This is a genomic window from candidate division WOR-3 bacterium, assembly GCA_039801905.1.
Classification (GTDB): domain Bacteria; phylum Hydrothermota; class Tepidihabitantia; order Tepidihabitantales; family JBDRVQ01; genus JBDRVQ01.
This window is the reverse complement of sequence record JBDRVQ010000004.1, coordinates 22,320-45,969: the sequence shown is the minus strand read 5'-3', so window position 1 is coordinate 45,969 and position 23,650 is coordinate 22,320. Positions and strand designations below refer to the sequence as shown.

Below are 23,650 nucleotides of genomic sequence, written 5' to 3'. Positions count from 1 at the left end.
TTTATTCAGCGCAAAATTATCTTTTTCCACCTTCCCCCTTTCTCTAATATAAAATAAATCCCGGTCCGGATTTCTTCGGGATTCTTGACCCGCTTCCCCAAAATATTAAAAACCTTTAAACCTTTCCTTAAGGAAAATGGGAAGTGAGGAGGAATAGAACTCTCCTTTCTCTCTTCCGCGCCGCTTACTACTCGGTATAATCGCACCGTGAGCGTTAAGGCAACACCATTGCCAATCCGCTCGTCATTAGCGAAGATTAAATAATAAGGTTGGTCAGTAGGAAAGATAAAAGAGGTATCAAGTTGCCTGATGCCCTCGGAAATGAGAAATGCTCGGAAATTTTCACCCCTTAAATAGCGAAAGAAGTTTGAAGAATCAGCGATAAAAAAGTGAACATTACCCAATTCGCCTCTCTGGGCAAAGAAAGAATTATCATCCGGATGAAAACCAAAAATTATCTCGTTCTCCACCCGAAGAGAAATCTCCACCCGGTAGCGGTTGAGTGGATTCTGGGGCAAGGTATCGGAAGTGAGGTTTAAGTGGGGCATTGAACCAGAAAGGTTAAAAACTATTTGGTAATGGGTATTCGCTCTTGCCTGATTAATCACCCGGGTAAAGGAGATATTACCCAATTCACTCTCAATCGCACAATCATAACTATTGGTGTCACCAAGGGTGAATCTCACTTCCCCATTTTGGTTGGTATAAGCAAAGGCACAGAACCAATTCACCGGCTGGGGACCACCAGCAATCAGAACCCGGGCGCCGTCAACCGGAGAACTATCCCGGTCCAAAACCTTTACCGTCAATGTGCAATGAGGGGTATATCTTTCACTCACCGTCCACCAAAAACCATCACCCCGCCAGTTATTAGCGACTGCCAAATTCCACCACGCCGGATCGTATCTCGTTGTATCATTGATCATCTTATTCACCGGTTCCCACTGCACCCAGCGCCTTTCGTAGAACTCATTCCAGCAGTGATTATTGCCGTAGGCTCGGGTCTGAACACAAGGGATTAAACCGGCGCGGGCAACGGCTGGGGTCAAGATTCCCCATTCGGTGCAAGTCCCGTGGTGTTGGGTATAGATTTGCACCGGCTGATAAGTTCGGCGCTGGGGACTCCGGAACTCCATCACCCGCCTCAGCCAATTATTTATCGCCCCAATCGCCCCGTTATTGGCGGTATCATTCCTCAAAGAATTCCAAAGGGTTCTAATTCCTAAGAGATAGTCCTTTAAGATTGGATAACCCGGATCACTATGATAAAAAAGATAGTTCCGCCAGAATTTACCCCGGGGAGGGGGTAATGGTTCACCGGTTAGAGAATCAACATATGTTGAAAACTCGCGGGAAATTTTGGGGTGTAAAATATACCAATAGTAAATCTCCTTTGGTTGAATAACTTCTATCGTATCACCGGATTCGTTTCTTATCCGATAACGAATTGTGGAATAGTAATCGGTATCCAGACCCGGAACCCCATAGTCTAAAATCTCGGCGTAATCTAAGAGGGAATCAATCTTATAAAGGTCGGTTACATTCTCAATTAAAAGTTGGGGATAGAAATTGTCAGAACCTAAGATAGAAAAAGGGATATGGGCAACCTGAAAGGAAATCTCGTCAACAAAGGGAGAGGAAGCCGAAAGAATGAGATTGGCATAAAGATCCTGCCGCTCCGGGCTGAGACGCCGGAGGTTATCCGCCAAATCACTTTTCAACCAGGAAGGAGACCTTGCCACCGCCTCCTTTGCCCGAGGGGTTAAGGAATCATAAGGAAGATAGACAAGAAGGCTCTCAATCGGGTCGTCAAAAACGATATAAAAGCCTTTCTTTGGGGGAATGATTGTCCGCAACTTAACCGAATCAATCAGTTCCCAATCCGCGGCAAAAAGAAGAGAGATAAAAATGAAACTCCCTAAAAGAAAAGATTTCTCTTTCATCGCAGCCGGAGAAACTTCTCTCTTATCACTTCCTTACCAAACCTCCCGATTAAGAAGTAGACACCGGATTTTAATCCCTCAGGCAGGGAAAGGGAATAAAGACCCCTTCTCTTCTTTTCCCTTTTCTGCCAAAGGAGTCTCCCCTCTTGGTTATAAACCGCCAGATGGTAAACCCCATCTTTGGCTAAAAGAAAAGAGAGTTTCGGCTCTTCACCAAAAAGGAATTTTCCTGAGGTGATCCAGAAAACCTTCCCCTCATCCCTTCTCTCGGCTAAGGCAACAGGAATCGGCTTAGCGGTGAATCGGACAAACCTCTCTTCGCCCCGCAAAAATCTCCTCTGCCCCTGATACCAGACATAAAGAAGGACAAAATTATCCGTAATCACTACCTGGTGGGCATCGGTCGTTTCCACATAAACACTTTCCACCCTCACCGGTAAGAAGACAATCGGATGGCGATTTCCCGATACTCCACTGAAACCCAAGGCAGAAGAGTCGTAGTTGGCTCGGATTTTAACCAAAAAGGTATCCACCCTTTCTCCGGGTCGCACCGCAATTGATTCCGAATACCAAGGTTCACGCACCGGATAGATTTTTACCTGACAGGCTGGGTCCCCATAAAAAGCCACATTATCCTTATCATAGTCTAGACCAGAGGGATTGGTTCCGGGAGTATTATTAATCCGGTCAAAGATTAACGCCTGATTATTGAGATAGAAAGCCTGAGCATAATTATGGCGATTTTGGAGCAAATGGAAATAAGCCGGGAGTCCCCAGAGCATATAACCATACCAGGTCGTCACAATATAACCGGTCATCTGAATCGCCCCGGCGGAATGGAACCAGGCTAAGACCATACAGTCCATATCCGAGACATCGCCCATCAGACAATTTCCCACCGGAAAGTAAATTTTCGGATTAGAAGAATTGACATTGCGGGAACTGCCACTGTAAGGGTCACCGCGCAATTGACCAAGAGAAGAACGGAAAAAACCCTCCGAACCAGAAGATGGATAATGGAGTTGCCAGGTATGTTGGTCGGCATGGCCACTGGTGACGAATATATCAACCGGTCCGGAAATCCTGGGCCTACCCGGAACCGAGTCGTTAAATCCGGAATTCAAATAATTGACCAAAAGGGTACATCTATCAGTAGGACATCTCTCCGGCCAGATGGTGTCAAGAATTCTCCGGTCCGGAAAATGGAACCGAATTCGGTTATATTCCGCCTCATAAGTAGCGATTCCCTTCTCAAGCCAGTCACCCCAGGTGCAATTTGTCCCTCCGAGAAAGGTTCTTATCAGGAGACTGTCAAACCGGATGACCCTTAAGGCATCATCCGCAGTATAACCAGTGATTATCCCCCAAACCGCATCCCCATAAGGGTCGGAATCAAACTCCCTGGTCATCTGATGACAAGTCCGGACGAAATTGGCATTCACCTCACTTACTGGGCGGGCGACAAAGGCAACATAATCGGGAAAATAAGAAACAAGTTGGGGTAAGAGATCCCGGGGACTGGAAGTCCAACGGAATACCGCTGCGGAATGTTTATTTGCGAGAGAATCAACCACCATTCGCCATTCCGGCAGATTATAAGTTGCCTCACTTACCACCACCGCGTAGCGGTAAGCAAAGAGCAGAGAGAAAAAAAGAAATGAAATGAAATGCCGCCGCATACACACCTCCATAACTTATCTTAAACCTTTTTTTCTTCTTGTCAAGAGAACATCAAAAAGCAAATCCTTATTTTCTCTTTATCCCTCTCCCACAGCGACAAAATAAACATCGGAAGTGCTTACGCCGCTCACCAGGATGGGTCGGTTCCGAATGGAGAAATAGTCAAGAAAGAGTAACCTCACCTTTGAGTCTTTAATAAGGAAAGCAGAAAAAAGAGAGATTAGCTGCCTCTATTACCTCTTCACTATTAACTTTTTAGCCTCTTTACCAATTTTTATAAAATAGACCCCGTCCTTAATTCCTTTAAGTGAGATTTTGACCTCTTTTTCTTTAAGGGAGAACGGAGAGCGGTAAACAGATATTAACTTTCCGGAAACATCATAGATTTCTATCCCTTTCACGGAAAACGGGCAATGGACACAGAGAACGGAACTTGCCGGATTGGGATAGATTTTTAGTGGTGAGCGGCCAGATAAAGGCGGATAGCGGTCCTGTTCAATTCCAATAAATGGATAGAACTTGCCCCAGATGCGATAGGTGTTATAAGTTCTACCTTGATATTCACCAGTCCAACCGGAATAGGTTATGAGAACTTGATTTCCTAAGCCTCTGGCTAATGCTGGGGAATATTGGTCTCCAGTCTGCACGGATACCGCAAACGAATCAATAACAATTCCAGACGGATTTACTCTGGCACCATAAATGTCATACTCACCCCTCCGGGTGTCTTGCCAAACCACAAGATAGTTTGTGCCATCAAAGGCAACTGAAGGAGAACGTTGCTCATACGGTGCTGAACCATAAACGATAGTGGTATCAATCAGAAATTCACCGTTCAGAGCCTCCCTTTCCCTCATCTTATTGTGGGAAACCCGCTCAATAACTTCATTGACATCAAAAGGTACTTTTACCTGCTCCCGGGTTCTCGGATGTTGAGGATTTGCCAAGAGGTATCGGCTATTTACTAATAGCAATATAAAAATTGAAGATAGTTTTTTAAGCATCTCCCCTCCTTTTATCTCTTTATCTTTCATACTTCTATTATACCCAAGAAAAGTCTTTTGTCAAGAGACCTAATACGCGCTCGACGTGAGGCAGGAAAACCAAAAAACTCAATACTTCACTCCCAATTCTTTCCCGCCCAAAATTAGACCGGAAATTGGGAAGGTAATTAGAGATTTTCTTCTCCCTTTTTCAGGAGAAGAGATTGGGGATAAAACCATCCCTTTTTTCCGGGAAGAAATTGGGGAAGAGATTGGACCTTTAATTGGAGATAAAATCCCCCCTTAAATTAGGGATAAAATGCCGGATAAGAAGTGGGTAGGGGGGTGGTGAAGGAGGCGGTGGTGGGGTGCACTTCAATTTAACCTAAAATAATTAAGTTATTGGAAATGCGAAACTTAAAAGAAAGACCCTTCTTTTAATAGGCGACTTTTATGTCGCCTTAAAAATAATCTTGCAACTTTTTAATTTCTCGTTAATATTCATTATGTTTGATATTCTCATTATCGGGAGTGGACCAGCGGGTTATACCTGCGCCCTCCGTGCCGGTCAATTGGGGAAAAAGGTCGCCCTGATTGAAAAGGAAAAGATTGGTGGCGTCTGTCTCAATTTAGGCTGTATCCCAACCAAAGCCTATCTCCACTTAACTGAGATTTTAAGACGGAGTGCGGAGTTAGATTCTGCGGGTATTAAATTCTCCCCGCCGGCAATTGATATCCCGATGATGAGAGGCTGGGTCTTCAAAAATGTGAATCGGCTCACCAATGGCATTGAATACCTCTTAAAAAAGAGAAATTGTGAGGTGATTCGGGAAGAGGGAGAGATTATTAGTGAAGGGAAGGTTAGATTAAAAAATAGTAAAGAGGTAATCTCCGCCCAAAATATCGTCTTAGCCCTCGGTTCTCTCCCAAGTGCCTTAAAAGAAATTCCCTTTGATGGCAAAAGCGTAGTCAATTCCGACTTCCTTCTCCAGCCCGAAGAGATTCCTAAGAGCCTTTTGGTGGTTGGCGCCGGGGCAATTGGCTTGGAGATGGCAACCATCTATTCCCGATTGGGAAGTGAGGTGATAGTTATTGAGATTACAAATCAAATCCTCCCCGGAATTGATGAGGAGATTGCCCAGCGCCTCCAAAAAATCTTAGAGCAAGAAGGGATAAAATTCTATCTCTCCTCTCAGATTTTGGGCAGAGAAGATGAGAAACTTTTTTTAATAAAAGATAGGGAAGGGAAAAAACTGCGCCTTGAGGCGGAAAAGGTCCTGGTCGCAATCGGCAGAAAGCCGAATACCGAAGGCTTAGAAAAAGTTGGTATAGAAAAAGATGCCCGGGGATTTATCATCACCGATGAGAATTTTCAGACCAACTTAAAGAATGTCTTTGCGATTGGTGATTGCTCTTCTCCACCCCTTTTAGCCCATAAGGCGATGTTTGAAGGAAAAAAATTAGCGGAGATTATCGCCTTGGGAAGGAGAAGTTTTCCCAAAGATTATAAGCGATTCATTCCCAATTGCATCTATACCGACCCCGAAGTGGCGGTAGTTGGTCTTTCGGAAAGGGAGGCAAAAGAAAAAGGGTTAAACCCAAGAGTCTACCGAGTTCCTTTAAGTGCTATCGGTCGCGCCTATACCTTGGGCCGGACCGAAGGTTTCGCCAAGGTGGTTCTCTCTGAAACCGGGGAAATCTTAGGCTTCTCTCTCCTCTCCCCTCTTGCCTCGGAGTTAATTAGTGAGATTACCCTTTTCTTATCGAATAAGATAAAGGTAGAAGAGACTGAGAACTTAATTCACCCCCATCCCACCCTTTCCGAAATCATCTCCGAGACCTTAGAAAAAATTTTAGGAAAGAGTATCCATACCTTATGAAGATTATTGACTTAGGAGTTTGTGAATATAAACTGGCAGAAGATTTCCAAAAGGAGATTCATCAGCAAAGGGTAAGGGACGAGATTCCCGATACCTTAATTTTTGTCATCCATCCTCCGGTAATTACCTTAGGAAAGAATGGGAAGATGGAAAATCTTTTGGTCTCAGTAGAAAAGTTGCAGGCGATGGGAATCTCTTTCTACCGCACCGAAAGGGGTGGTGATATCACCTACCACGGGTTCGGTCAACTCTTAATCTATCCCATCTTCTTCTTAAAGGAAGGGATGGCTGGGATTAGAAGATTTATTAACTATTGGGAAGGGGTGATAATCCAAACCTTAAAAATCTTTGGCATTGCTGCGACCGCGGACGAAAGGAATATCGGAATTTATGTCCAAGGGAAAAAGATTGCCTCCTTCGGCTTTGCCCTCAAAGATAAGGTCACCTATCACGGGATTGCCCTCAATGTCTTAAATGACTTAAAACCCTTCTCCTTCATTCATCCTTGCGGCAAAAAGAATTTGCCAATGACCGCAATGGAAAATATCTTAGGGAAAAGAGTGGAGATGAATGAAGTGAAAGAAGTAATCACCAGGGTGGTATTGAGCCGGAGGGAAAATGGAAGAGAAACTTCTTAAAGAACTGGAAAGATTTTTCTTAATTGAAACCTGGGATGAGAATGAAATCTCGGGCAAGATCTTAGAACCAAAAGAAGAGAGTATCCGTTCCTTAAAAGAGATTTTGCAAAGAGCAGGCTATTTCCCTTTCTTCCGGAAGGAAGGAGAGAAGGAAGTAATTAGATTGGTCTCCGGTTTTGTCCCCAAGGAAGAGAAGACCGAATACCTCTTACCGCTCATCCTCCTCCTTTTAACAATTTTTTCTACCATTCTTATCGGCTCCCTCAATCGGGGTGGCAATCCATTCGCCTCGCCAAAAGATTTAATTTTGGGCTTACCCTTCTCCTTCTCCCTTTTAACCATCCTCGGTGGTCACGAATTGGGACATTATTTAACTGCCCGCCGGCACGGGGTTTCGGCTACCTTACCCCATTTCCTTCCTGTCCCCCATCCCCTAATTGGTACGATGGGTGCCTTCATCCGGATAAAATCGGTAATCCCTTCCCGCAAGGCTTTAATCCAAGTTGGGCTCGCTGGTCCTTTGACTGGTTTCTTAATTGCCATCCCCATCACCATCATCGGACTTAAATATTCAAAAATTGTCTCCTCTGAAGAATTAAAAGGAGGAATCGGACTCGGTTCTTCCCTGATCTTCACCCTCCTTTCTAAGATCTTCTTCCCCCAGATCCCACCAAAAACCGATATCCTTCTCCATCCCATGGCATTTGCCGGTTGGCTCGGATTTTTCGTTACCGCAATGAACCTTTTGCCCTTAGGGCAGTTGGATGGTGGTCATATCGCCTACGCCGTATTTTATAAGAAGATGAAAATCGTGATGCTTATTATCATTGGTCTTATGGCGCTTTTGGGTATCCGCTGGCCCGGATGGTATTTCTGGATCTTCTTAGTCTTTGTCTTAGGTCTCCGTCACCCACCAGTCCAAGACGAGATAACCGGCTTAGAGAGAAGAGAAAAGATCTTTGCCCTGATCGCCCTCCTCATCTTAATTTTAACCTTCACCCCATTTCCCTTCTCCTCCCTCCCTTAATATGGAAGAGATAATAAAACCATTAAGGAGAGAGATAAAACGGGGAAACTTAGAAGATTTCTTGCTCTCGGTCTTAGAGAAAAACCCGCCTGCCAATTTAATTTTAGAAATCTTCTCCTTTCTCCAAAAGGAAAATCAATTGCCCCTCCCTTCTTCTCTCTTCTCCTTAATCCTTGACTACTTAAAAGAGAAAAAAGACTACCCCTCTGCCTTAACCATCTTAAAGATGCAATCCCAGTATCTGCCAAAGGACTTCAATCTGCGAAAGGAGGCAATTAACCTATTAAAAGTTGCCTACCCAATTCCCGAGATTGAAGATTACATCTCCCAGAGCCATCTTGATGGTGACGAGGATATTAAAGAAGGGATTGAGACGGTGGAGAACTTTGCCCGTTTTACCGTTGGGAATTTCATCTTTTCTAATAAAGAGGGGTTGGGAAGGATAAAAGGATACGATTTCCTTTTGGAGCAGGTCTTAGTGAAATTTGCCCAGGAAGAAAAGAAAATCCCCATCGCCTACCTCTTCAAAAATTTTACCCCCCTTCCTTTTGAGCATTATTTAGTGCAAAAGGAAACGAACCCGGAAGAGTTAAAAAGATTATCCGAAACCGACCCCGGCGCCTTATTCCTCCTCCTCCTGAAAAGTTTTAAGAAGTTAAGACTTTCCGAAATCAAATCCCACCTCTCAGGGATTGTCACCGACTGGGAAAACTTTTGGAAAAAGGTGAAAACGGAAATCAATGCCCATCCTCAAATCCAAAGCAAACAGGAAAAAGAAAGGGTTTACGAATGGACCGACCAACTCCAAGCCAAAGAGGAGAAGAAAGAAGAGAAGGTAATTTTCTCTCTTGGGGAAATTCCGGAAAGGGAAGAGGAGATGATAAAAATGATAGAGAACTTAACCCATCCCTTACGGAAGGAATTTCTCCAAAAGATAAAAGAGGAGAGGGAAAACTGGTCGGAGATTTTCTTTAAGATATTCTTCGCCACAAGGGAAGAGAAACTCTTTAATCTTTTAGCCCAAAATATGGAAGAATCGGACTTGGAAACTATCCTTTATGAAGTCTTCACCTCTTATCACTTTTATCCCTTCCACTTCTATTGGCTAGTAAAAAACTACAAAGGGCGATTTATCACTAAAGCGCTCTTCCTCCGGCTTTACGAACTTTTGGGTAATAAAAAATATAAAGAGTTCTGGCGCTACCATAAAAGACTCCTAAAGGATAAAGAATTTGTTAAAGAGGCGATTCGGGAGATGAATGAGGAAGAGCGGAGAAGAATCCTCTCCTCCCTCCCTTTTCTCCCTTCCCTCCTTGATTACGAAAAGGGGGAAATGGAGAGGACGATCAAAGAGTTGAGTGGTCTTAAAGAGGAGAAAGATGTCATTTATAATACCGAAGAAGGGATAAAGAGAATGGAGGAGGAGTTAAAGCGCCTTTTGCAGGTTGAGTTGAAGAAGAATGCCGAAGCCTTAGCCCGAGCCCGCAGTTATGGCGACCTTTCGGAGAATTACGAATACAAAATCGCCAAGGAAGAGAGGAACCGGTTAATGAACCGGATAAAGAAATTGGAGGAAGATTTAGCCAAGGCGGTGCCGATAACCTTCCCCAAAGGAGATTTGACCGAAGTAGAAATCGGGAGCCGAGTAAGGATAAGAAATTTATTGACCAATGAGATTAAGGAATGGACCATCCTCGGTCCCTGGGATATTGACTTAGAAAAGAATATCATCTCCTACCAATCCCCCTTCGGTCGCTCCCTTTTGGGAAAGCGCACGGGCGAGAGAATAAATTGGGAAGGGGAGGATTACGAAATCATCGCCGTGGAAGGTCTGAAAACGGATGGCGAAAATAATTAAAATAAATCCGAAAGAGCCCGAAGAGACGGTAATAGAAGAGGCGGTAAGAATTATTAAAGAAGGGGGTCTAGTCGCCTTACCAACGGAAACCGTTTATGGCCTTGCCTGTGATATTAAAAACGAATCCGCGGTGCGCCAGGTCTTTTTGGTGAAACGACGTCCTTTGAGCGAAGGTTTAATAGTTGGGATAAAAGATATTAGTGACCTTTACCAAATCTGTGAGGAGATACCCGCTTTGGCAATAGAACTATTCAAAAGATACTCCCCGGGTCCAATCACCTGTATCTTAAAGAAAAAACCTTCCCTCTCTTTAACTTTGAGCGGTCACCGAGATAATATCGCAGTGAGAATTCCCCGTTCGCCCGTTGCCTTAAAGATAATAGAAAGAAGTAAAACCTTTCTCACCCTCACCTCCGCTAACCGCCATGGTGAGAAAAGCCCCTTAACCGCTGAGGATGTGATAAAAAGTATTGGGGAAGAGATTGATTTAATCCTTGATGGCGGAAAGACCGAAATCGGTAAAGAGTCAACTATTGTTGACCTCACCCAAACCCCACCCCGCATCTTACGGGAAGGGGCGATTGGGATAGAAGAGATTAAGAAAGTGATTGGTTGGGTTGTATCATAGGAGATATCACCTTTCAAAGGTTATCCCCCCTACCACCACCTCCCAGCCCTTTCTCCTCTTTTAAATGACCTAATTTATAGTTTAATAAAAGGAAGAATGAAACGCCCAATCAATGGCAAGGGAAAGGGAAAAAGAAAGGTGGGGGAAAAAGGTCCAGGGAGGGAAATGATAAAATTTCTCATCGGCGGACTAATTTTAAGACTCATCAGCATAGGGAAAATAAGAGACGTTTCTCTTCCCAAAAAAATTTCTATTCGTAGCGGAGGGCTTCAATCGGATTGAGAAGCGAAGCCTTCCGTGCCGGATAGACCCCAAAGAAAAATCCCACGAGAAAGGCAAAGAAGAAGGATAATAAAATAGAAGTCGGGGTAATAATTGTTGTCCAACCGGCAAACCGGCTGACCAATTTACTCGCGCCAATACCCAAGAGAATCCCGATTATCCCACCGGACAGAGAGACAATCACCGCCTCAATCAAAAACTGCCCTAAGATATCAATCCGCTGGGCGCCGATCGCCTTGCGAATCCCAATCTCCCTGGTTCTCTCGGTAACCGAAACAAACATAATGTTCATAATCCCAATTCCCCCAACGATGAGACTGACAATCGCAATTCCCGCCAGAAGTAAGGTAAAGGTGCGACTCGTCTCCTGCACCGTAGAAAGAATCTCCGCCTGGGAGCGGACATTAAAATCATCTTCTTCTCCTTCCCGGATCCGGTGCCGCTCCCTTAGAAGTTGAGTAACCTCTTTGATAGTGGTATCAATCATCTTCTCATTCTTCACTTCAATATTTATCTCCATCACCCGGTCCCGATCTAAACCGAATAACCTCTTCTGGGCGGTGCGCAGAGGGATAAAGACCACATCATCCTCATCCCGAAATCCACTACTCCCTTTCTCACTCATCACCCCAATCACCTGGAAGATCACCCTCCTAATCTTTATGTACTGCCCAATCGGGTCTTCCTCGCCGAAGAGTTTCTTCACCACGGTCTTGCCCAAAACCGCCACCCGGCGCATCAATTGATTATCCTCTTCCGTAAAGAAAGAACCCCTTTCTACGGGAAAGTTTCGGACGATAGGGAAATTGGGCGTCACGCCATTTATTTCGGTATTGACATTTAAGTTGCCATAAACCACCGGCGCCCGCTGCCGGAAGGAGGCATCAATCCGGGCAACTGAAGTAATCTTTTCCTTAATTGCCAAGGCATCGCTATAAGAAAGGGGAGTGACACTCCCCCCACCGACCATCCGCCGGAACTGATTGACCATCACTAAATTTGAACCCATCTGTTTAATCCGTTGGGTGATTTGGGCGCTGGCACCCTGCCCAAGAGCAATCATTGTAATCACCGCGGCAACGCCAACGATAATCCCGAGCATCGTTAGGAAACTACGCAGTTTATTTGCTAAGATAGAAAAGATTGCCATCTTAACACTCTCTTTCAATTCCGCCAGAGAAAATTTTCTCTTACGCTGAAAGGTGGGGCTCGGTTTTTTGGGAAGAGAAACCATCTCTTTTCTTCTTTCGTCCTCAATAATCTCGCCGTCGCGTAAACGAATTATCCTTTGGGCATAATTGGCAATGTTATTATCGTGGGTGACCATCACAATCGTAATCCCCTTCTCATTCAATCCGGTCAAAATCTCCATTATCTCCTTCCCGGTTTTGGAATCAAGGTTGCCGGTTGGCTCATCAGCCAGAATAATTGACGGCTCATTAATCAAAGCCCGGGCGATTGCCACCCTCTGCTGCTCCCCACCGGATAGTTCACTCGGCCGGTGAAACGCCCGTTCTCTCAGATTCACCACCTCTAAGGCGCGGAAAACTTTCTCCTTCCGCCGATGATAATTCCCCGAATAGATGAGAGGCAATTCCACATTAGCCCAGGCATTGAGGCGGGGAAGGAGGTTATAATTTTGGAAGACGAAACCAAATTTCTCGTTCCGAATCTGCGCCAATTGCCTATCCGAAAGTTTGCTCACCTCCACCCCATCAATTAAATATGCCCCTTCCGTGGGCACATCAAGACAACCGAGGATATTAAGGAGGGTTGATTTTCCCGAACCCGAAGGACCCATAATGGCAATGAATTCACCATCGGTAATAGAAAAAGAGATATTATTTAAGGCGCGTAACTCAACCTTACCCAACCGGTAAATCTTGGTGATGTTTCTTAACTCAATCAACGGAAGCCTCCTGGCGGCATCTGCCTCATCATCTGCCGGAAACGACGCTCCGCCTCACTTCTCCTCTCCCCCCTTCCAGGGAAACTACCACCTATTAGAACCTTCTCCCCTTCCTCCAATCCCGCTAAAATTTCGGTCAACTTCCCATCGGTAGCGCCGGTTTCAATCCTTCTTGGCTCCGGCCGATTTTCCCTCATCACCATCACAAACTTTTCACCTTCTCTTTCCCTTATTGCCGCATTCGGTAAAGTTAAAACCCCTTTCTTACTCATCACCATAAAGGAGACATTAGCGGTCATACCCGATGCCCAACGTGCCGGCACACTTATTGGCTCAACCAGAACATCATAGACCACCACATCCGAGACCACCTGTGCCTCCCGAGCGATTTTTGCTACCCGGGCGGCAACCGGCTCATTGGGGAAGGCATCAAGGGTAATGATTGCCGATTGGCCTATGGTGATCTTACCAATATCTGCCTCATCAACCCGAACCTTCGCCACCAGTCGGTCGGAAATGACAAAAAGCACAGTCTGGGGTGTCACATTCTGACCCGGTTCACAGGCACGACTAATCACCTCTCCTGCTAGGGAATTAGTCAAAGGAACTGGTTTATAAGCCTTTTCGGCAATTTCGTAAGCAACTTTTGCCTCTTTTATCGCTTCCTCGTTTTTACTTTTCTGTGCCGTCTCTAAGGCGGAGCGGGCCGCATCAATTAAAGCAATCCGGTCCTCACTGGAAATCCAAGCCAAAATGTCACCGCTCTTCACCAAATCCCCTTCGTCTACTTCCACCCTTTCCACCCGACCGCTCACCGGGGAACGAATCTCCACTCGGGTATAGGGTTGAATGGTTCCGGTCGCCAAAACCTTAACCTCAATATCCCCTCTCTTCACTTCCAAAACGGAAGATATCTCCTCCTTCGGTTTTACTGAGCGTCTGCGGATAAAGAAAAAACCCACCACTATCACTATTAAAATTAAAATAAAGATAAAAAACTTCTTCATCAATCACTCCTTCCCAAAACCTTTTCTAAGGTGGCAATCGCCAGGCGGAAATTATAAAGGGCATTAAGATAATTATTCTCCGCCTGGGTCAATTCTCCTTCCTTTTGTTGTAAAAAGAAATAAGTGGTTCTGCCTTGTTCGTATTGTAATTTTGTTAGTTGGTAAGCAGAACGCACCACCGCCAACATCTTCTTCCTCACCGCTACGTTCTTTTCGCTTAATTGCCAATTCGTATATGCCTCCTCCACCTCCTGTCTGATTTTTAATCTCAAATTTGACATTTGCCAATCCTCTTGCTTTAAGGAAATTTTTGCCTCCGCCACCTTCGCCTTAGTGGCAAAGCCATTGAAGAGGGGTAAAGAAAGGTTGACCCCTAATCCCCAATTGTCTTTTTGGTCGGTAATTTTACTTCCCTGCCAACCATAAGAAGAAGAGAAAGAGAGAGTCGGAAAATAAGCACTCTTCGCTAATTTAACCTGGTTTTGAGCAATCTCCCGATTCTTTTGGGCAACAATCATCTCCGGCCTTCTCGCCTCCGCTTCTTTTAATAAACTATCAAGCGAAGGGAAACTTTTTTCTCTATCTTCATAAAAAATCTCTATCTCCTCTCCGGGACGATTGAGAATCTGAGCGAGTTCCTTTTTCGCCAAAGAGAGATTCTTCTGGGCTTTTAAGTATTCGTATTCCGTCTCTTCTAAATTGGCAGCCGCCTGCTTCACATCCGGTTCGTTCTCTCTACCAACATTATAATTTAACCGAATCAAAATTAAATTTTCCTGGCGCCTTTTGAGAACCTCCTCCATTAGAGAAATCTGTTCTGCCATCTGGAGAATCTTAAAAAAAACTTGCTTCAAGGAATAAATAACTTCATTTTCTGTCTGCCGGTAATTCTCTTCGGCAATCTTTAACTTAATCTCCGCAATCTTCTCTCCGGTTCTAATCGCCCCCCCTTTATAGAGCGGATATTGGAGACTCAATCCCGTGGCAAAACTTCCCCTCCCAGAAGATAACCAATCTCTCTCCTCAGGAGCCGAACTACTACTGTAACGATAACTACTGGATAGACCAAGAGTGGGGTAATAATCCGCCCGGGCTAAAGTCAAATCCTTTCTTGCCCGTTCCACTGCCATCCGGGATACCAAAAGTTGTAAGTTATTTGCCTTTGCCCAAGCAATACATTCATCAAGCGTTAAAGTTTCTGCCCCCAAAGAAATAAAAGAAAAAGTAGTGAAGAGGAATAGCGCCTTCTTTAATAAGAAAAACCTTTTCTTTTCCTTATCCATAATATTTAGACAAAAAATTAACCAAAAGGTTTATTTACTATTCTAATTAAACAAAAGAAAATAGCAAGAGATTTTTTACTAAAAGTTGGATAGATTTTAATCATTCTGTCCGATTAATAGATTCTTCTCCTTGATTCTCTATGTAAAGTCAATAGTTAATTCAGGAGCCTTGTTTCATCATAGGGCTCCTTATTTTTAAGAACCGCATAAGTAATCTCTGCTAACTTTTTTGCTAATGCCCTAATCGCTTGCTTCCCTTTCTTTCCTTCCTGTAACTTCTTCTGGTAATACTTCCTTGATAACTCGCTACTCCGCAAAGAAGCCAATGCCGCCTGGTAAAAAAGATGGGAGAGTAATTTATTCCTTCGCTTCCTCTTCTTCTTCCCTTTCTTTTTCCCACTCTCTTTACTACAAAGGACTAATCCGCAATAAGCAATAAAATCCGCTTTCCTCTCAAACCGAGATAAATCACCAATCAATACCACCACCGAACAGGCTAAAACCCAGTCAAAACCAGGAATTGTCCTCAGTAAAGAAATCTCTCCCTCTTTCCATCCCTTCGCCTTTTCTTTTAACCTCTCTTCAATCTCTTTAATCCTCCGAAGTCTCTTTAAGGCATCAGTGGCAAAGGACTTAACTATTAGACCAAGTTCGGTTAAATACTCATCTCTTTTCCAGTCCATCTCTTTAACTTCTGCCTTTATCTCTTTTACCTTCTTTTTACCCCATTTTACCCGATAGTAAAGTAATCCTTGCGCCTGTAGTAGATTTAAGACCTCTTCTTCTGCTCCGTAAACGCCAACCGGGGTGGGAAAGGTGGAAAAAAAGGTAAGGGCTTGGGGTGAGTTAAGGATGGGAAAGAACTTTTTATAAACTGGTCCCCAGATTTGGCTCAAATGGTTATGAAGGAGGTTAATGTCCCTTGTTTGGTCTCTTACTAAGCGGAGGCGGGTAGAAACTAAAACTTTCAAGGCGAACCAGAGCAAATCATTTTTTACCGGTTTTAACAATTGAGGTAATTGGGTTATTGCCATTGCTGCGGCCTTGGCATCCCGATAATCGTTTTGGTCTTCTCCGAGGAGAAGGTTTCTTACTTCATGAAGATGATAAGGCGTTATTTCATAAGTAGGGAATTCAAGACGATAAGCCTGGAATGTAAAACCAAGAACAAAGGGGGAGTTTCCTTCAATGGCAAAGACCGGAGTCTTTCCTGTCTCTTCTTTCATCTTCACCACTCTCTTCAAGAATTCCCTATGGCCATCTTGGTTATTTCTTATCTTGAAAAGGGTGGGTCTTTCGTTTATACTCACTATGGCTAACTCGGCCCTTGAAGGGTCGACGCCAAAGGGGATTATGTTATTGGGATTTAAGTTAAGCATAAATCCCTCCTCTTTGGTATTTTCCTCTCCTGGGAGTCAACTATACCCATTAAATGGGATTTCTCTATTACCCTTGGGGGAGGAAGAAACCGGGATAGGGTGAGAATCAAGTGGAAACTTTTATGTAGACTTTTTAACTCTTGCCCTATCCCGCTCTTTTTCTCTTTCACTTTCATTTTTACCCTTTTCATATTATAATATATTAAAAGAAAATTATAGTTGACATTTTTAATTTTTTCACTACTCTTTCCGTAGGATAAGATTATGGCGGAAAGGATTGTGGGCTTTGGTTATTATAAAATCGTTGAAGAAATCGGTGAGGGTGGTTTTGGCACCGTTTACAAAGCGATCCACCGCGTCTTAGAACAACCGGTTGCCTTAAAGACCCTCCACACCTTCTTAACCAAAGAACCAAAATTTAAGGAACGTTTCTTCAAAGAAGCGGAAACCCAAGCAAAATTAAAACATCCCCATATCGTCCTCATCCATAATTTCTTCCAGGAGGAAGGAGTCTATTATATCGTAATGGAATACCTGGAAGGGATGACGCTTCCCGATGGGCAAAGAATAAGAACGCTAAGCGATTTGATTAAAAAAGGACCGCTACCCGAAGAGCAGATTCTTTCTATCTTTCGCCAAGTCTTAGAAGCGGTTGGTTATGCCCACAACCTGGGCGTTCTCCATCTTGACTTAAAACCATCCAATATCCTCTTCACCTCCACGGGGGAGGTTAAGGTCACCGATTTTGGCATCGCCCGGATTATTAGTGGGGAAAGAGTGGGTCTCGCCTCAGAAATTCGGGTGGGCACTACCCCTTATATGTCCCCGGAGCAGATATTAAATAAACCGCTAAATAAATCCTCCGACATCTATTCTTTGGGAATTACCCTTTACGAAATGGCTACCGGGGAAGTACCTTTCAAGAGGACCGAGACCTCTTCGGTAGAAGAGCAGCACCTCTTCTCCCCACCCCCGAAAATTAGGGAGAAAAATCCCAAAATCCCTCTCGCCTGGGAAAAGATAGTGGAAAAGGCATTAGCCAAAAAGCCCAACGAACGCTTCCAGACCTGCGAAGAATTTCTCGCCGCCTTAACCCAACCCCCCGAGGAAAAGATACCGATCGTGGAAAAGGTAAAAACCATTCCCTGCCCAGCCTTGGTTGGAAAAACGAAAAAGGAAGCGGAAGCGATCGCCAATGCCCAGAAATTAAATATCCTTCTGGAAGGGGAGGAATCCTCAGAAATCACCCCCGAAGGTTTAATCCTCTACCAAACCCCGGAACCCGGGACATTGATGGGAGAAGGGGAAGCGGTAAAGATAATCGTCAGCAAAGGGAAGGCGTTAAAACCAATCCCCGTGCCCCTCCTTATCGGTAAGGGGAAAGAGGAAGCGGAGAGACTCCTTGCTCCTCTGGGTTTAAAACTGAAGATTGAAGGGGAAGATTTCTCAGATACAGTTCCCGCCAATAGTATCATCAGTCAGAAGCCAGCCGTGGGTACGGAAGTGAAATTCGGGGAGGTGATTAAAGTTATTCTCAGCAAAGGAAAGAGACCTCCGCTCGTCAAAATCGTTAAGGTCCCTCCTCTGGTGGGCAAAGCAAAAAAGGAAGCGGAATTGACCTTAACTAACTTGGGCCTGAAATTAATGATCGAAAAAGAAGATTATTCCGAAACCATCCCCGAAGGCTCTATCATAAAACAGTCGCCCGAACCTAACACCCAATTGAAAGAAGGAGAAAGTGTAAAGGTTATTTTAAGTAAAGGAAAAAGATTAGTCTTTTGTCCCAATCTGGTCGGCAAAAGAAAAGCGGAAGCGGAAGCGGAAGCAAAAAGAAATAAATTGACAATCATCTTTGAAGGTGAGGAATATTCCGAAGAGATACCGGAGGGTATGGTCTTAAAACAGACTCCCGCGCCTAATACCCAATTGAGAGAAGGGGAAACGATAAAGATAATATTGAGCAAGGGTCTCCCCCTCATTAAAGTCCCCGACCTGACCGAAAAGACCGAAGGCGAGGCGATAAAAATCCTCTACCCCTTGGGACTGAAACTGGTCGTAGCCGGAGAAGATTATTCCCCAGATATCCCCCTGGGAAGAATCCTCCGCCAATCCCCATCTCCAAACGAATCTCTAAGAAAGGGAGAAACAGTAAAAGTGATTTTAAGTAAAGGGGAAAAACTAATTGCCGTCCCCAACCTCATCGGTAAGGAATTAAAAGAAGCAGAAAGAACCCTTAATAGCCTCGGACTCAAAATAAAAATTGAAAGGGAAGATTTCTCGGAGACAGTTCCCGCCAATAGTATCATTAACCAGAAGCCAGCCGGGGGGACGGAAGTGAAATCCGGGGAGGCGGTGAAGGTCATTTTGAGTAAGGGGAAGAAACCACCTGTCGTGAAAGTCGTCAAGGTCCCATCATTAGTCCGCAGGAAAAAGGAGGAAGCGGAAAGCCTCCTTCAGAATTTGGGCTTAAAATTACTGGTTGAAAATCAAGACTATTCCGAAACCATTGAAGAGGGATGCGTCCTAAAACAATCGCCCCCTGCCGAAACCCAATTGAAAGAGGGAGAAAGTGTAAAGGTGACCCTAAGCAAGGGTCTCCCCCTCATTAAAGTCCCCGACCTGACCGAAAAGACCGAAGGCGAGGCGATAAAAATCCTCTACCCCTTAGGACTGAAACTGGTCGTAGCCGGAGAAGATTATTCCCCAGATATCCCCCTGGGAAGAATCCTCCGCCAATCCCCATCTCCAAACGAATCTCTAAGAAAGGGAGAAACAGTAAAAGTGATTTTAAGTAAAGGGGAAAAACTAATTGCCGTCCCCAACCTCATCGGTAAGGAATTAAAAGAAGCAGAAAGAACCCTTAATAGCCTCGGACTTAAAATAAAAATTGAAAGGGAAGATTTCTCGGAAAATATCCCGGCTAATGCCGTCGTAGACCAGAATCCACCGTCCGGCAAAAACTTAAAAGCGGGAGGGGTGGTGGAAGTGGTGCTCAGTAAAGGCAAGAAACCAGCGGTGGTGAAAATTATTAAAGTCCCTCCCCTTATCGGAAAGAAGAAGGAAGAGGCAGAAAAAATTATCGCCGACCTCAATTTAAGGTTAATCATAGAAGAAGAGTACGCCAATGAATTTCCGGCCGGAATAATCTTTAAGCAGATCCCCGAAGCCGGTGCCGAATTGAAAGAAGGTGATATTCTCAAAATCATTGAGAGTAAAGGACCGGAGTTGGTGAGAGTTCCCCTTTTAATCAACGAAGAGAAAAAATCGGCAGAAAAGATTCTATCCTCCTTGGGACTAAAAATTAAAATAGAGGGGGAAGAATTCTCAGAATTGCCTCCCGGGGTAGTGATGAGCCAAACTCCAGCCGCGGGAGCGAAATTGAAATTAGGAGAAGAAGTAAAGGTCGTCATCAGCAAAGGGAAAAGACCACTTAAAGCCCCAGTCCTGATTGACAAGACCCTATCCGAGGCGGAAAAGATTGTTTCTAATTTAGGCTTAAAGTTAGTTACTGAATCTTGGGAATATCATAACGTTATTCCGAAAGGGAGAATCGTCAAGCAGTCACCCGAACCCGAAGCAGTAGTGACTGAGGGCTTGATCCGGGTGGTATTAAGTAAAGGCAAAGAGCCGGTCCGATCTCCCAACCTCATCGGTAAGACAATTTCCGAGGCGGAAAAAGAACTAAGTAAACTCGGATTAAAGTTGGTTATAGAATGGGAGGACTTCTCCGAGAAAATTCCCAAAGATTGCATTTTGAGTCAAACCCCAGACCCGGGTGAAGAATTACCCGAGGGAAGCACGATTCGGGTAATTTTGAGTAAAGGAAAAAAACCGATTGAGAGAAAGATAATTGTTGTCCCGTCATTATTGGGGAAAAAGAGAAAGGAAGCCGAAAAAATTATTTGGGACCTGAACCTTAAACTGCTTATTGAAGGGGAAGAGTATTCTGAAACTTATGCCAAAGATTCTATCATTCAACAATCCCCCCTGCCTGGTGAGACCTTAAAAGAAGGCGAAGTTGTAAAAGTCATCTTGAGTAAAGGGAAAGAGTTAATCCCGGTGAAAGAAGAAAAGGTAAAAGTTGCTTATCCTAAGATAAAGAAACTGCCAAAAATTCCGAAAACCGCTTTAATTGGCGTAGGGATAGTTTTAGTATTGGCATTATCCCTCTTTCTGGCTCTCTCCTCCCGACCGAAACCCAAGAAGATATCTTATGCGGCGACTAAACCAGAGAGTACAACCCAAGCCACTCTCGTTCCCCAAGAGACATTAACTCCTCCAGAAGAGAGGATCAAACCGGAAACTCTTGCCCAAAGACCAAGAGCGGAAACCTTAGCCCGAAGAACCGAGACAATTCCAGCGGTAAAACCAAAACCGGAAACGGTCGTTTCCCAACCACCGGTTGAGACAACCCCTCCCCCAAAAGAAGAGACCACACCCCAGATTGTCCCTTATGCCAAAGTGGAGATAAAACCGAACCCCATTTCTATTCCCAAACCCGAATATCCGGAGATGGCTCGCCGGGCAAGGATTGAAGGACAGACAATTGTTAAGGTATTAGTTGAGGTTGATGGCTCAGTGATTGATGCCCAAATCTTAAAATCTTCGGGTAACGATGCCTTGGATGAGGCGGCATTAGTTGCCGCTCGGCAGGCAAAATTTAGTCCCGCCCGGCAAAAGGATATTCCCGTTCGGGTTTGGGTTTCCATCCCTTTTAACTTCTACCTCAAAAGATAAATTAGACCGGCTTCTCTTCCCCGATAAATTCCTTATATTTTAAGGCGTATTCCCTCAACTTCTTTGCTACTAAGTAATTAACCGTCCCTTCGGGATAATTTCCCTTTTCGTCCTTCTCTCCCGCCGGCACTCCGGTCAAGATCTCAATCGCCTCGTCAATCGTCTTTACCGCATAAATATGAAACTTCCCTTCCCGACAGGCAGAAATCACCTCATCCTTTAACATCAGATCCTCAATATTCCTTTCCGGAATGATCACCCCTTCCGTCCCCTTCAATCCTCTCTTCTTGCAGACCTCAAAGAAACCTTCGATCTTCTCATTCACCCCACCGATTGGTTGAATCTCACCCTTCTGATTCACCGAACCGGTAATGGCGAGGTCCTGACGGAGAGGAAGTCCTGACAAGGCAGAAAGGAGACAACACAGTTCCGCCGAAGAAGCCGAGTCACCTTCCACCCCGGAATAGGACTGTTCAAAGCAGATACTGGCACTAATAATTAAGGGATGGTCCTGAGCGTATTTGTATCTTAAATAGCCCGAAAGGATTAAAACCCCTTTACTATGAATCTTACCTGATAGTTCTGCCTCCCGCTCAATATCAATTATCCCCTGACTGCCCACCGCGGTGCGGGCGGTGATGCGGGTGGGCCGACCGAAGGCATATTCCCCGGTATCATAAATGGAAAGCCCATTAACCTGACCGATAACTTTCCCTTCGGTATCAATCAGTAAAGTCCCCTCATCAATCATCTCTTGAATCTTCTCTTCAATCAACCGGGAACGGAATTGTCGTTGTTCAATCGCCTTTTTCACATCTTCGGCTGAAACCTTATCCTTCCCCCCCTTCTTTGCCCAGTAGGATGCCTCCTTTAAGAGATCAGCGATGACATTAAAACGGGCAGAAATTTTATTCTTCCTTCCGGCCAAACGGATGCCGAAATTCATTATCTCGCTAACCCCGGTATTGTCAAAAGGTAAGAGTCCTTCCTTGACAATAATTGCCTTTATCACCTTGGCGTATTCCTTTGCCATCTTCTCGTCAAAAGGCATCTGCCAATCAAAATCCGCCCGGATTTTAAAAACCTTCTTGAAGTCCTCATCGTAGGTGGCTAAAAGGGAGTATAATATTGGGTCACCAATCATAATCACCTTCACATCAATATCAATCGGCTCCGGTTTCAGGGCGGAATAGTAAAATAGAGAATACAAGTCGTAGTTCTGAATCTCCACCTTCCGGTTTCTTAAAGTCCGTTTTAAGGTATTCCAGACCCCAGGTTCAATTAAAGTATCTAAGGCATTGAGGACCAAAAATCCACCATCGGCTTTAACCAAAGAACCCGCCTTAATCTTAGTGAAATCGGTACGCCATTGCCCCCGGGCATCCCAAACCCTTTCAATTACCCCGAAGAGATTCTTGTAAGTAGGGGAAGTCTCAAAAATGACCGGGGCATTTTTCTCTTCGGAATTATCAACCAATAAATTAACCCGGTATTCCAAAAATGGGTCAACGGAAGGAACCTCCTCCTTCTTCTCCCGAAAGAGGGAGAGATTATTAAGGATTGATTCGTAAACCTCATCTAAATAGAGAGAAATCTTTTCGTTTTTGTATTTCTCTTTCATTTCCTGGATGTGGTCTAAAAGTAAAGGTTTCACCTCTTCCCGGTCCATATTGGCTAACTTCTCCCTCGTCTCTTTCTCCTTATCCCGCAACTCCTTAAAGATATTGTTCAACTCCTCCACCAATTCCTGATACCGCCCTCTAATCCTTTCGTATTCTTCTTGACTTATTTTCCCTTCTTCCACCGCATAAATCAGATCGGTAATCTTCACTAAACTCTCGCCCAACTTATAGACAATCTCCGGCCGGACAAAGGGTGTGGGCTGCACAATTGCAAAACCCTCCTTCTCCAATTTCTTTTCAAAATCCATCGTCTTTTTAGAACTCCACTCCTTAAAACTCTCAACTAACCGATTTCGCCTCTTCTGATAAGATTCGCCTTCAAAGACCAAGGGGATGTTCTTCTGCAGATGCTCAATAAAATCCTCCATATCCTTCTTAAACTCCTTACCCTTTCCCGCGGGCAACCGAATCAATCTTGGGGAATCCGGATCCTTGAAATTATTCACATACAACTTATCATCCGGAACCTTCTTCCCCTTTTCCGCCTCCGCTAAGAGACACTTCACCGTCGTTGTCCTTCCGGTACCAACCGGTCCCGTGACGTAGATATTATAACCGATACTCTCAATCTCTAATCCCATCCGCAATGCCGCCACCGCCCGGTCCTGACCAACAATCTCCTCACAGAAAGGAATCTCTTCCGTGGTCCCAAAACCTAAAATTTTTGGGTCAACATTAATTCTTAATCTTTCCGGTGCTATCCGATAACGGTCTAAATCCATAAATCCTCCAAA

At 44.5% G+C, this 23,650-nt stretch carries 14 protein-coding genes; 6 read left to right on the top strand and 8 right to left on the bottom strand.

The window, feature by feature from the left end; translation table 11 throughout:
• Window positions 1-5: 5 nt before the first annotated feature.
• From ABIL00_01515 to ABIL00_01505, 3 genes are all read right to left on the bottom strand, one after another.
• Complete coding sequence (locus ABIL00_01515; protein MEO0109446.1) at window positions 6-1,943, bottom strand: transglutaminase-like domain-containing protein; 1,938 nt, start codon at window positions 1,941-1,943, stop codon at window positions 6-8.
• Window positions 1,940-3,622 (bottom strand): hypothetical protein, encoded by a 1,683-nt coding sequence (locus ABIL00_01510; protein ID MEO0109445.1) that lies wholly within the window; start codon window positions 3,620-3,622, stop codon window positions 1,940-1,942. Before ABIL00_01510 ends, ABIL00_01515 begins: the two co-directional genes overlap by 4 nt.
• A gap of 234 nt (window positions 3,623-3,856) precedes the next feature.
• Window positions 3,857-4,657 carry a T9SS type A sorting domain-containing protein gene (locus ABIL00_01505; GenBank protein ID MEO0109444.1) on the bottom strand — a complete coding sequence of 267 codons (801 nt, stop codon included), beginning with the start codon at window positions 4,655-4,657 and terminating at the stop codon, window positions 3,857-3,859.
• Between the two features lie 455 nt (window positions 4,658-5,112).
• Between ABIL00_01505 and lpdA the strand changes: the two genes are divergently transcribed.
• Genes lpdA through ABIL00_01480 form a run of 5 tightly spaced genes read left to right on the top strand, consistent with a single transcriptional unit; the run spans window position 5,113 to window position 10,637 of the window.
• Window positions 5,113-6,486, top strand: coding sequence for a dihydrolipoyl dehydrogenase (gene lpdA / locus ABIL00_01500; protein MEO0109443.1), 1,374 nt, complete (start codon window positions 5,113-5,115; stop codon window positions 6,484-6,486).
• Window positions 6,483-7,124 carry a lipoyl(octanoyl) transferase LipB gene (lipB, locus tag ABIL00_01495; protein ID MEO0109442.1) on the top strand — a complete coding sequence of 214 codons (642 nt, stop codon included), beginning with the start codon at window positions 6,483-6,485 and terminating at the stop codon, window positions 7,122-7,124. Before lpdA ends, lipB begins: the two co-directional genes overlap by 4 nt.
• A complete protein-coding gene (locus ABIL00_01490) occupies window positions 7,105-8,151 on the top strand; it encodes a site-2 protease family protein (GenBank protein ID MEO0109441.1) in 1,047 nt (348 codons plus the stop codon). Before lipB ends, ABIL00_01490 begins: the two co-directional genes overlap by 20 nt.
• Before the next feature lies 1 nt (window position 8,152).
• Window positions 8,153-10,009 (top strand): GreA/GreB family elongation factor, encoded by a 1,857-nt coding sequence (locus tag ABIL00_01485; GenBank protein ID MEO0109440.1) that lies wholly within the window; start codon window positions 8,153-8,155, stop codon window positions 10,007-10,009.
• Window positions 9,993-10,637: an L-threonylcarbamoyladenylate synthase gene (locus ABIL00_01480; protein ID MEO0109439.1), complete on the top strand. Its 645-nt coding sequence runs from the start codon at window positions 9,993-9,995 to the stop codon at window positions 10,635-10,637. The genes ABIL00_01485 and ABIL00_01480 overlap by 17 nt, the downstream gene beginning before the upstream one ends.
• 250 nt (window positions 10,638-10,887) lie before the next feature.
• Here the strand turns inward: ABIL00_01480 and ABIL00_01475 are convergent, their stop codons facing one another.
• From ABIL00_01475 to ABIL00_01460, 4 genes are all read right to left on the bottom strand, one after another.
• Entirely contained in the window at window positions 10,888-12,828 is a 1,941-nt protein-coding gene (locus ABIL00_01475) for an ABC transporter permease (protein MEO0109438.1), read from the bottom strand.
• The gene (locus ABIL00_01470) at window positions 12,825-13,835 is read right to left on the bottom strand and encodes an HlyD family efflux transporter periplasmic adaptor subunit (protein ID MEO0109437.1); all 1,011 of its coding nucleotides are present in this window, start codon (window positions 13,833-13,835) and stop codon (window positions 12,825-12,827) included. The genes ABIL00_01475 and ABIL00_01470 overlap by 4 nt, the downstream gene beginning before the upstream one ends.
• Entirely contained in the window at window positions 13,835-15,118 is a 1,284-nt protein-coding gene (locus tag ABIL00_01465) for a TolC family protein (protein MEO0109436.1), read from the bottom strand. Before ABIL00_01465 ends, ABIL00_01470 begins: the two co-directional genes overlap by 1 nt.
• Before the next feature lie 155 nt (window positions 15,119-15,273).
• Entirely contained in the window at window positions 15,274-16,497 is a 1,224-nt protein-coding gene (locus ABIL00_01460; GenBank protein MEO0109435.1) for an IS110 family transposase, read from the bottom strand.
• Window positions 16,498-16,761: 264 nt separating this feature from the next.
• On the opposite strand from ABIL00_01460, the gene ABIL00_01455 reads away from it, so the two are divergent.
• A complete protein-coding gene (locus ABIL00_01455) occupies window positions 16,762-21,234 on the top strand; it encodes a TonB family protein (GenBank protein ID MEO0109434.1) in 4,473 nt (1,490 codons plus the stop codon).
• A gap of 1 nt (window position 21,235) precedes the next feature.
• Here ABIL00_01455 and ABIL00_01450 read toward each other — a convergent pair whose 3' ends face one another.
• Entirely contained in the window at window positions 21,236-23,638 is a 2,403-nt protein-coding gene (locus tag ABIL00_01450) for an AAA family ATPase (GenBank protein ID MEO0109433.1), read from the bottom strand.
• Window positions 23,639-23,650: the final 12 nt, after the last annotated feature.

Excerpts from the sequence above, each read along its gene's own strand:
- ABIL00_01515 (MEO0109446.1), bottom strand. The coding sequence starts at position 1,943 with ATGAAAGAGAAATCTTTTCTTTTAGGGAGTTTCATTTTTATCTCTCTT.
- ABIL00_01510 (MEO0109445.1), bottom strand. The coding sequence starts at position 3,622 with ATGCGGCGGCATTTCATTTCATTTCTTTTTTTCTCTCTGCTCTTTGCT.
- ABIL00_01505 (MEO0109444.1), bottom strand. The coding sequence starts at position 4,657 with ATGAAAGATAAAGAGATAAAAGGAGGGGAGATGCTTAAAAAACTATCT.
- lpdA (MEO0109443.1), top strand. The coding sequence starts at position 5,113 with ATGTTTGATATTCTCATTATCGGGAGTGGACCAGCGGGTTATACCTGC.
- lipB (MEO0109442.1), top strand. The coding sequence starts at position 6,483 with ATGAAGATTATTGACTTAGGAGTTTGTGAATATAAACTGGCAGAAGAT.
- ABIL00_01490 (MEO0109441.1), top strand. The coding sequence starts at position 7,105 with ATGGAAGAGAAACTTCTTAAAGAACTGGAAAGATTTTTCTTAATTGAA.
- ABIL00_01485 (MEO0109440.1), top strand. The coding sequence starts at position 8,153 with ATGGAAGAGATAATAAAACCATTAAGGAGAGAGATAAAACGGGGAAAC.
- ABIL00_01480 (MEO0109439.1), top strand. The coding sequence starts at position 9,993 with ATGGCGAAAATAATTAAAATAAATCCGAAAGAGCCCGAAGAGACGGTA.
- ABIL00_01470 (MEO0109437.1), bottom strand. The coding sequence starts at position 13,835 with ATGAAGAAGTTTTTTATCTTTATTTTAATTTTAATAGTGATAGTGGTG.
- ABIL00_01465 (MEO0109436.1), bottom strand. The coding sequence starts at position 15,118 with ATGGATAAGGAAAAGAAAAGGTTTTTCTTATTAAAGAAGGCGCTATTC.
- ABIL00_01460 (MEO0109435.1), bottom strand. The coding sequence starts at position 16,497 with ATGCTTAACTTAAATCCCAATAACATAATCCCCTTTGGCGTCGACCCT.
- ABIL00_01455 (MEO0109434.1), top strand. The coding sequence starts at position 16,762 with ATGGCGGAAAGGATTGTGGGCTTTGGTTATTATAAAATCGTTGAAGAA.
- ABIL00_01450 (MEO0109433.1), bottom strand. The coding sequence starts at position 23,638 with ATGGATTTAGACCGTTATCGGATAGCACCGGAAAGATTAAGAATTAAT.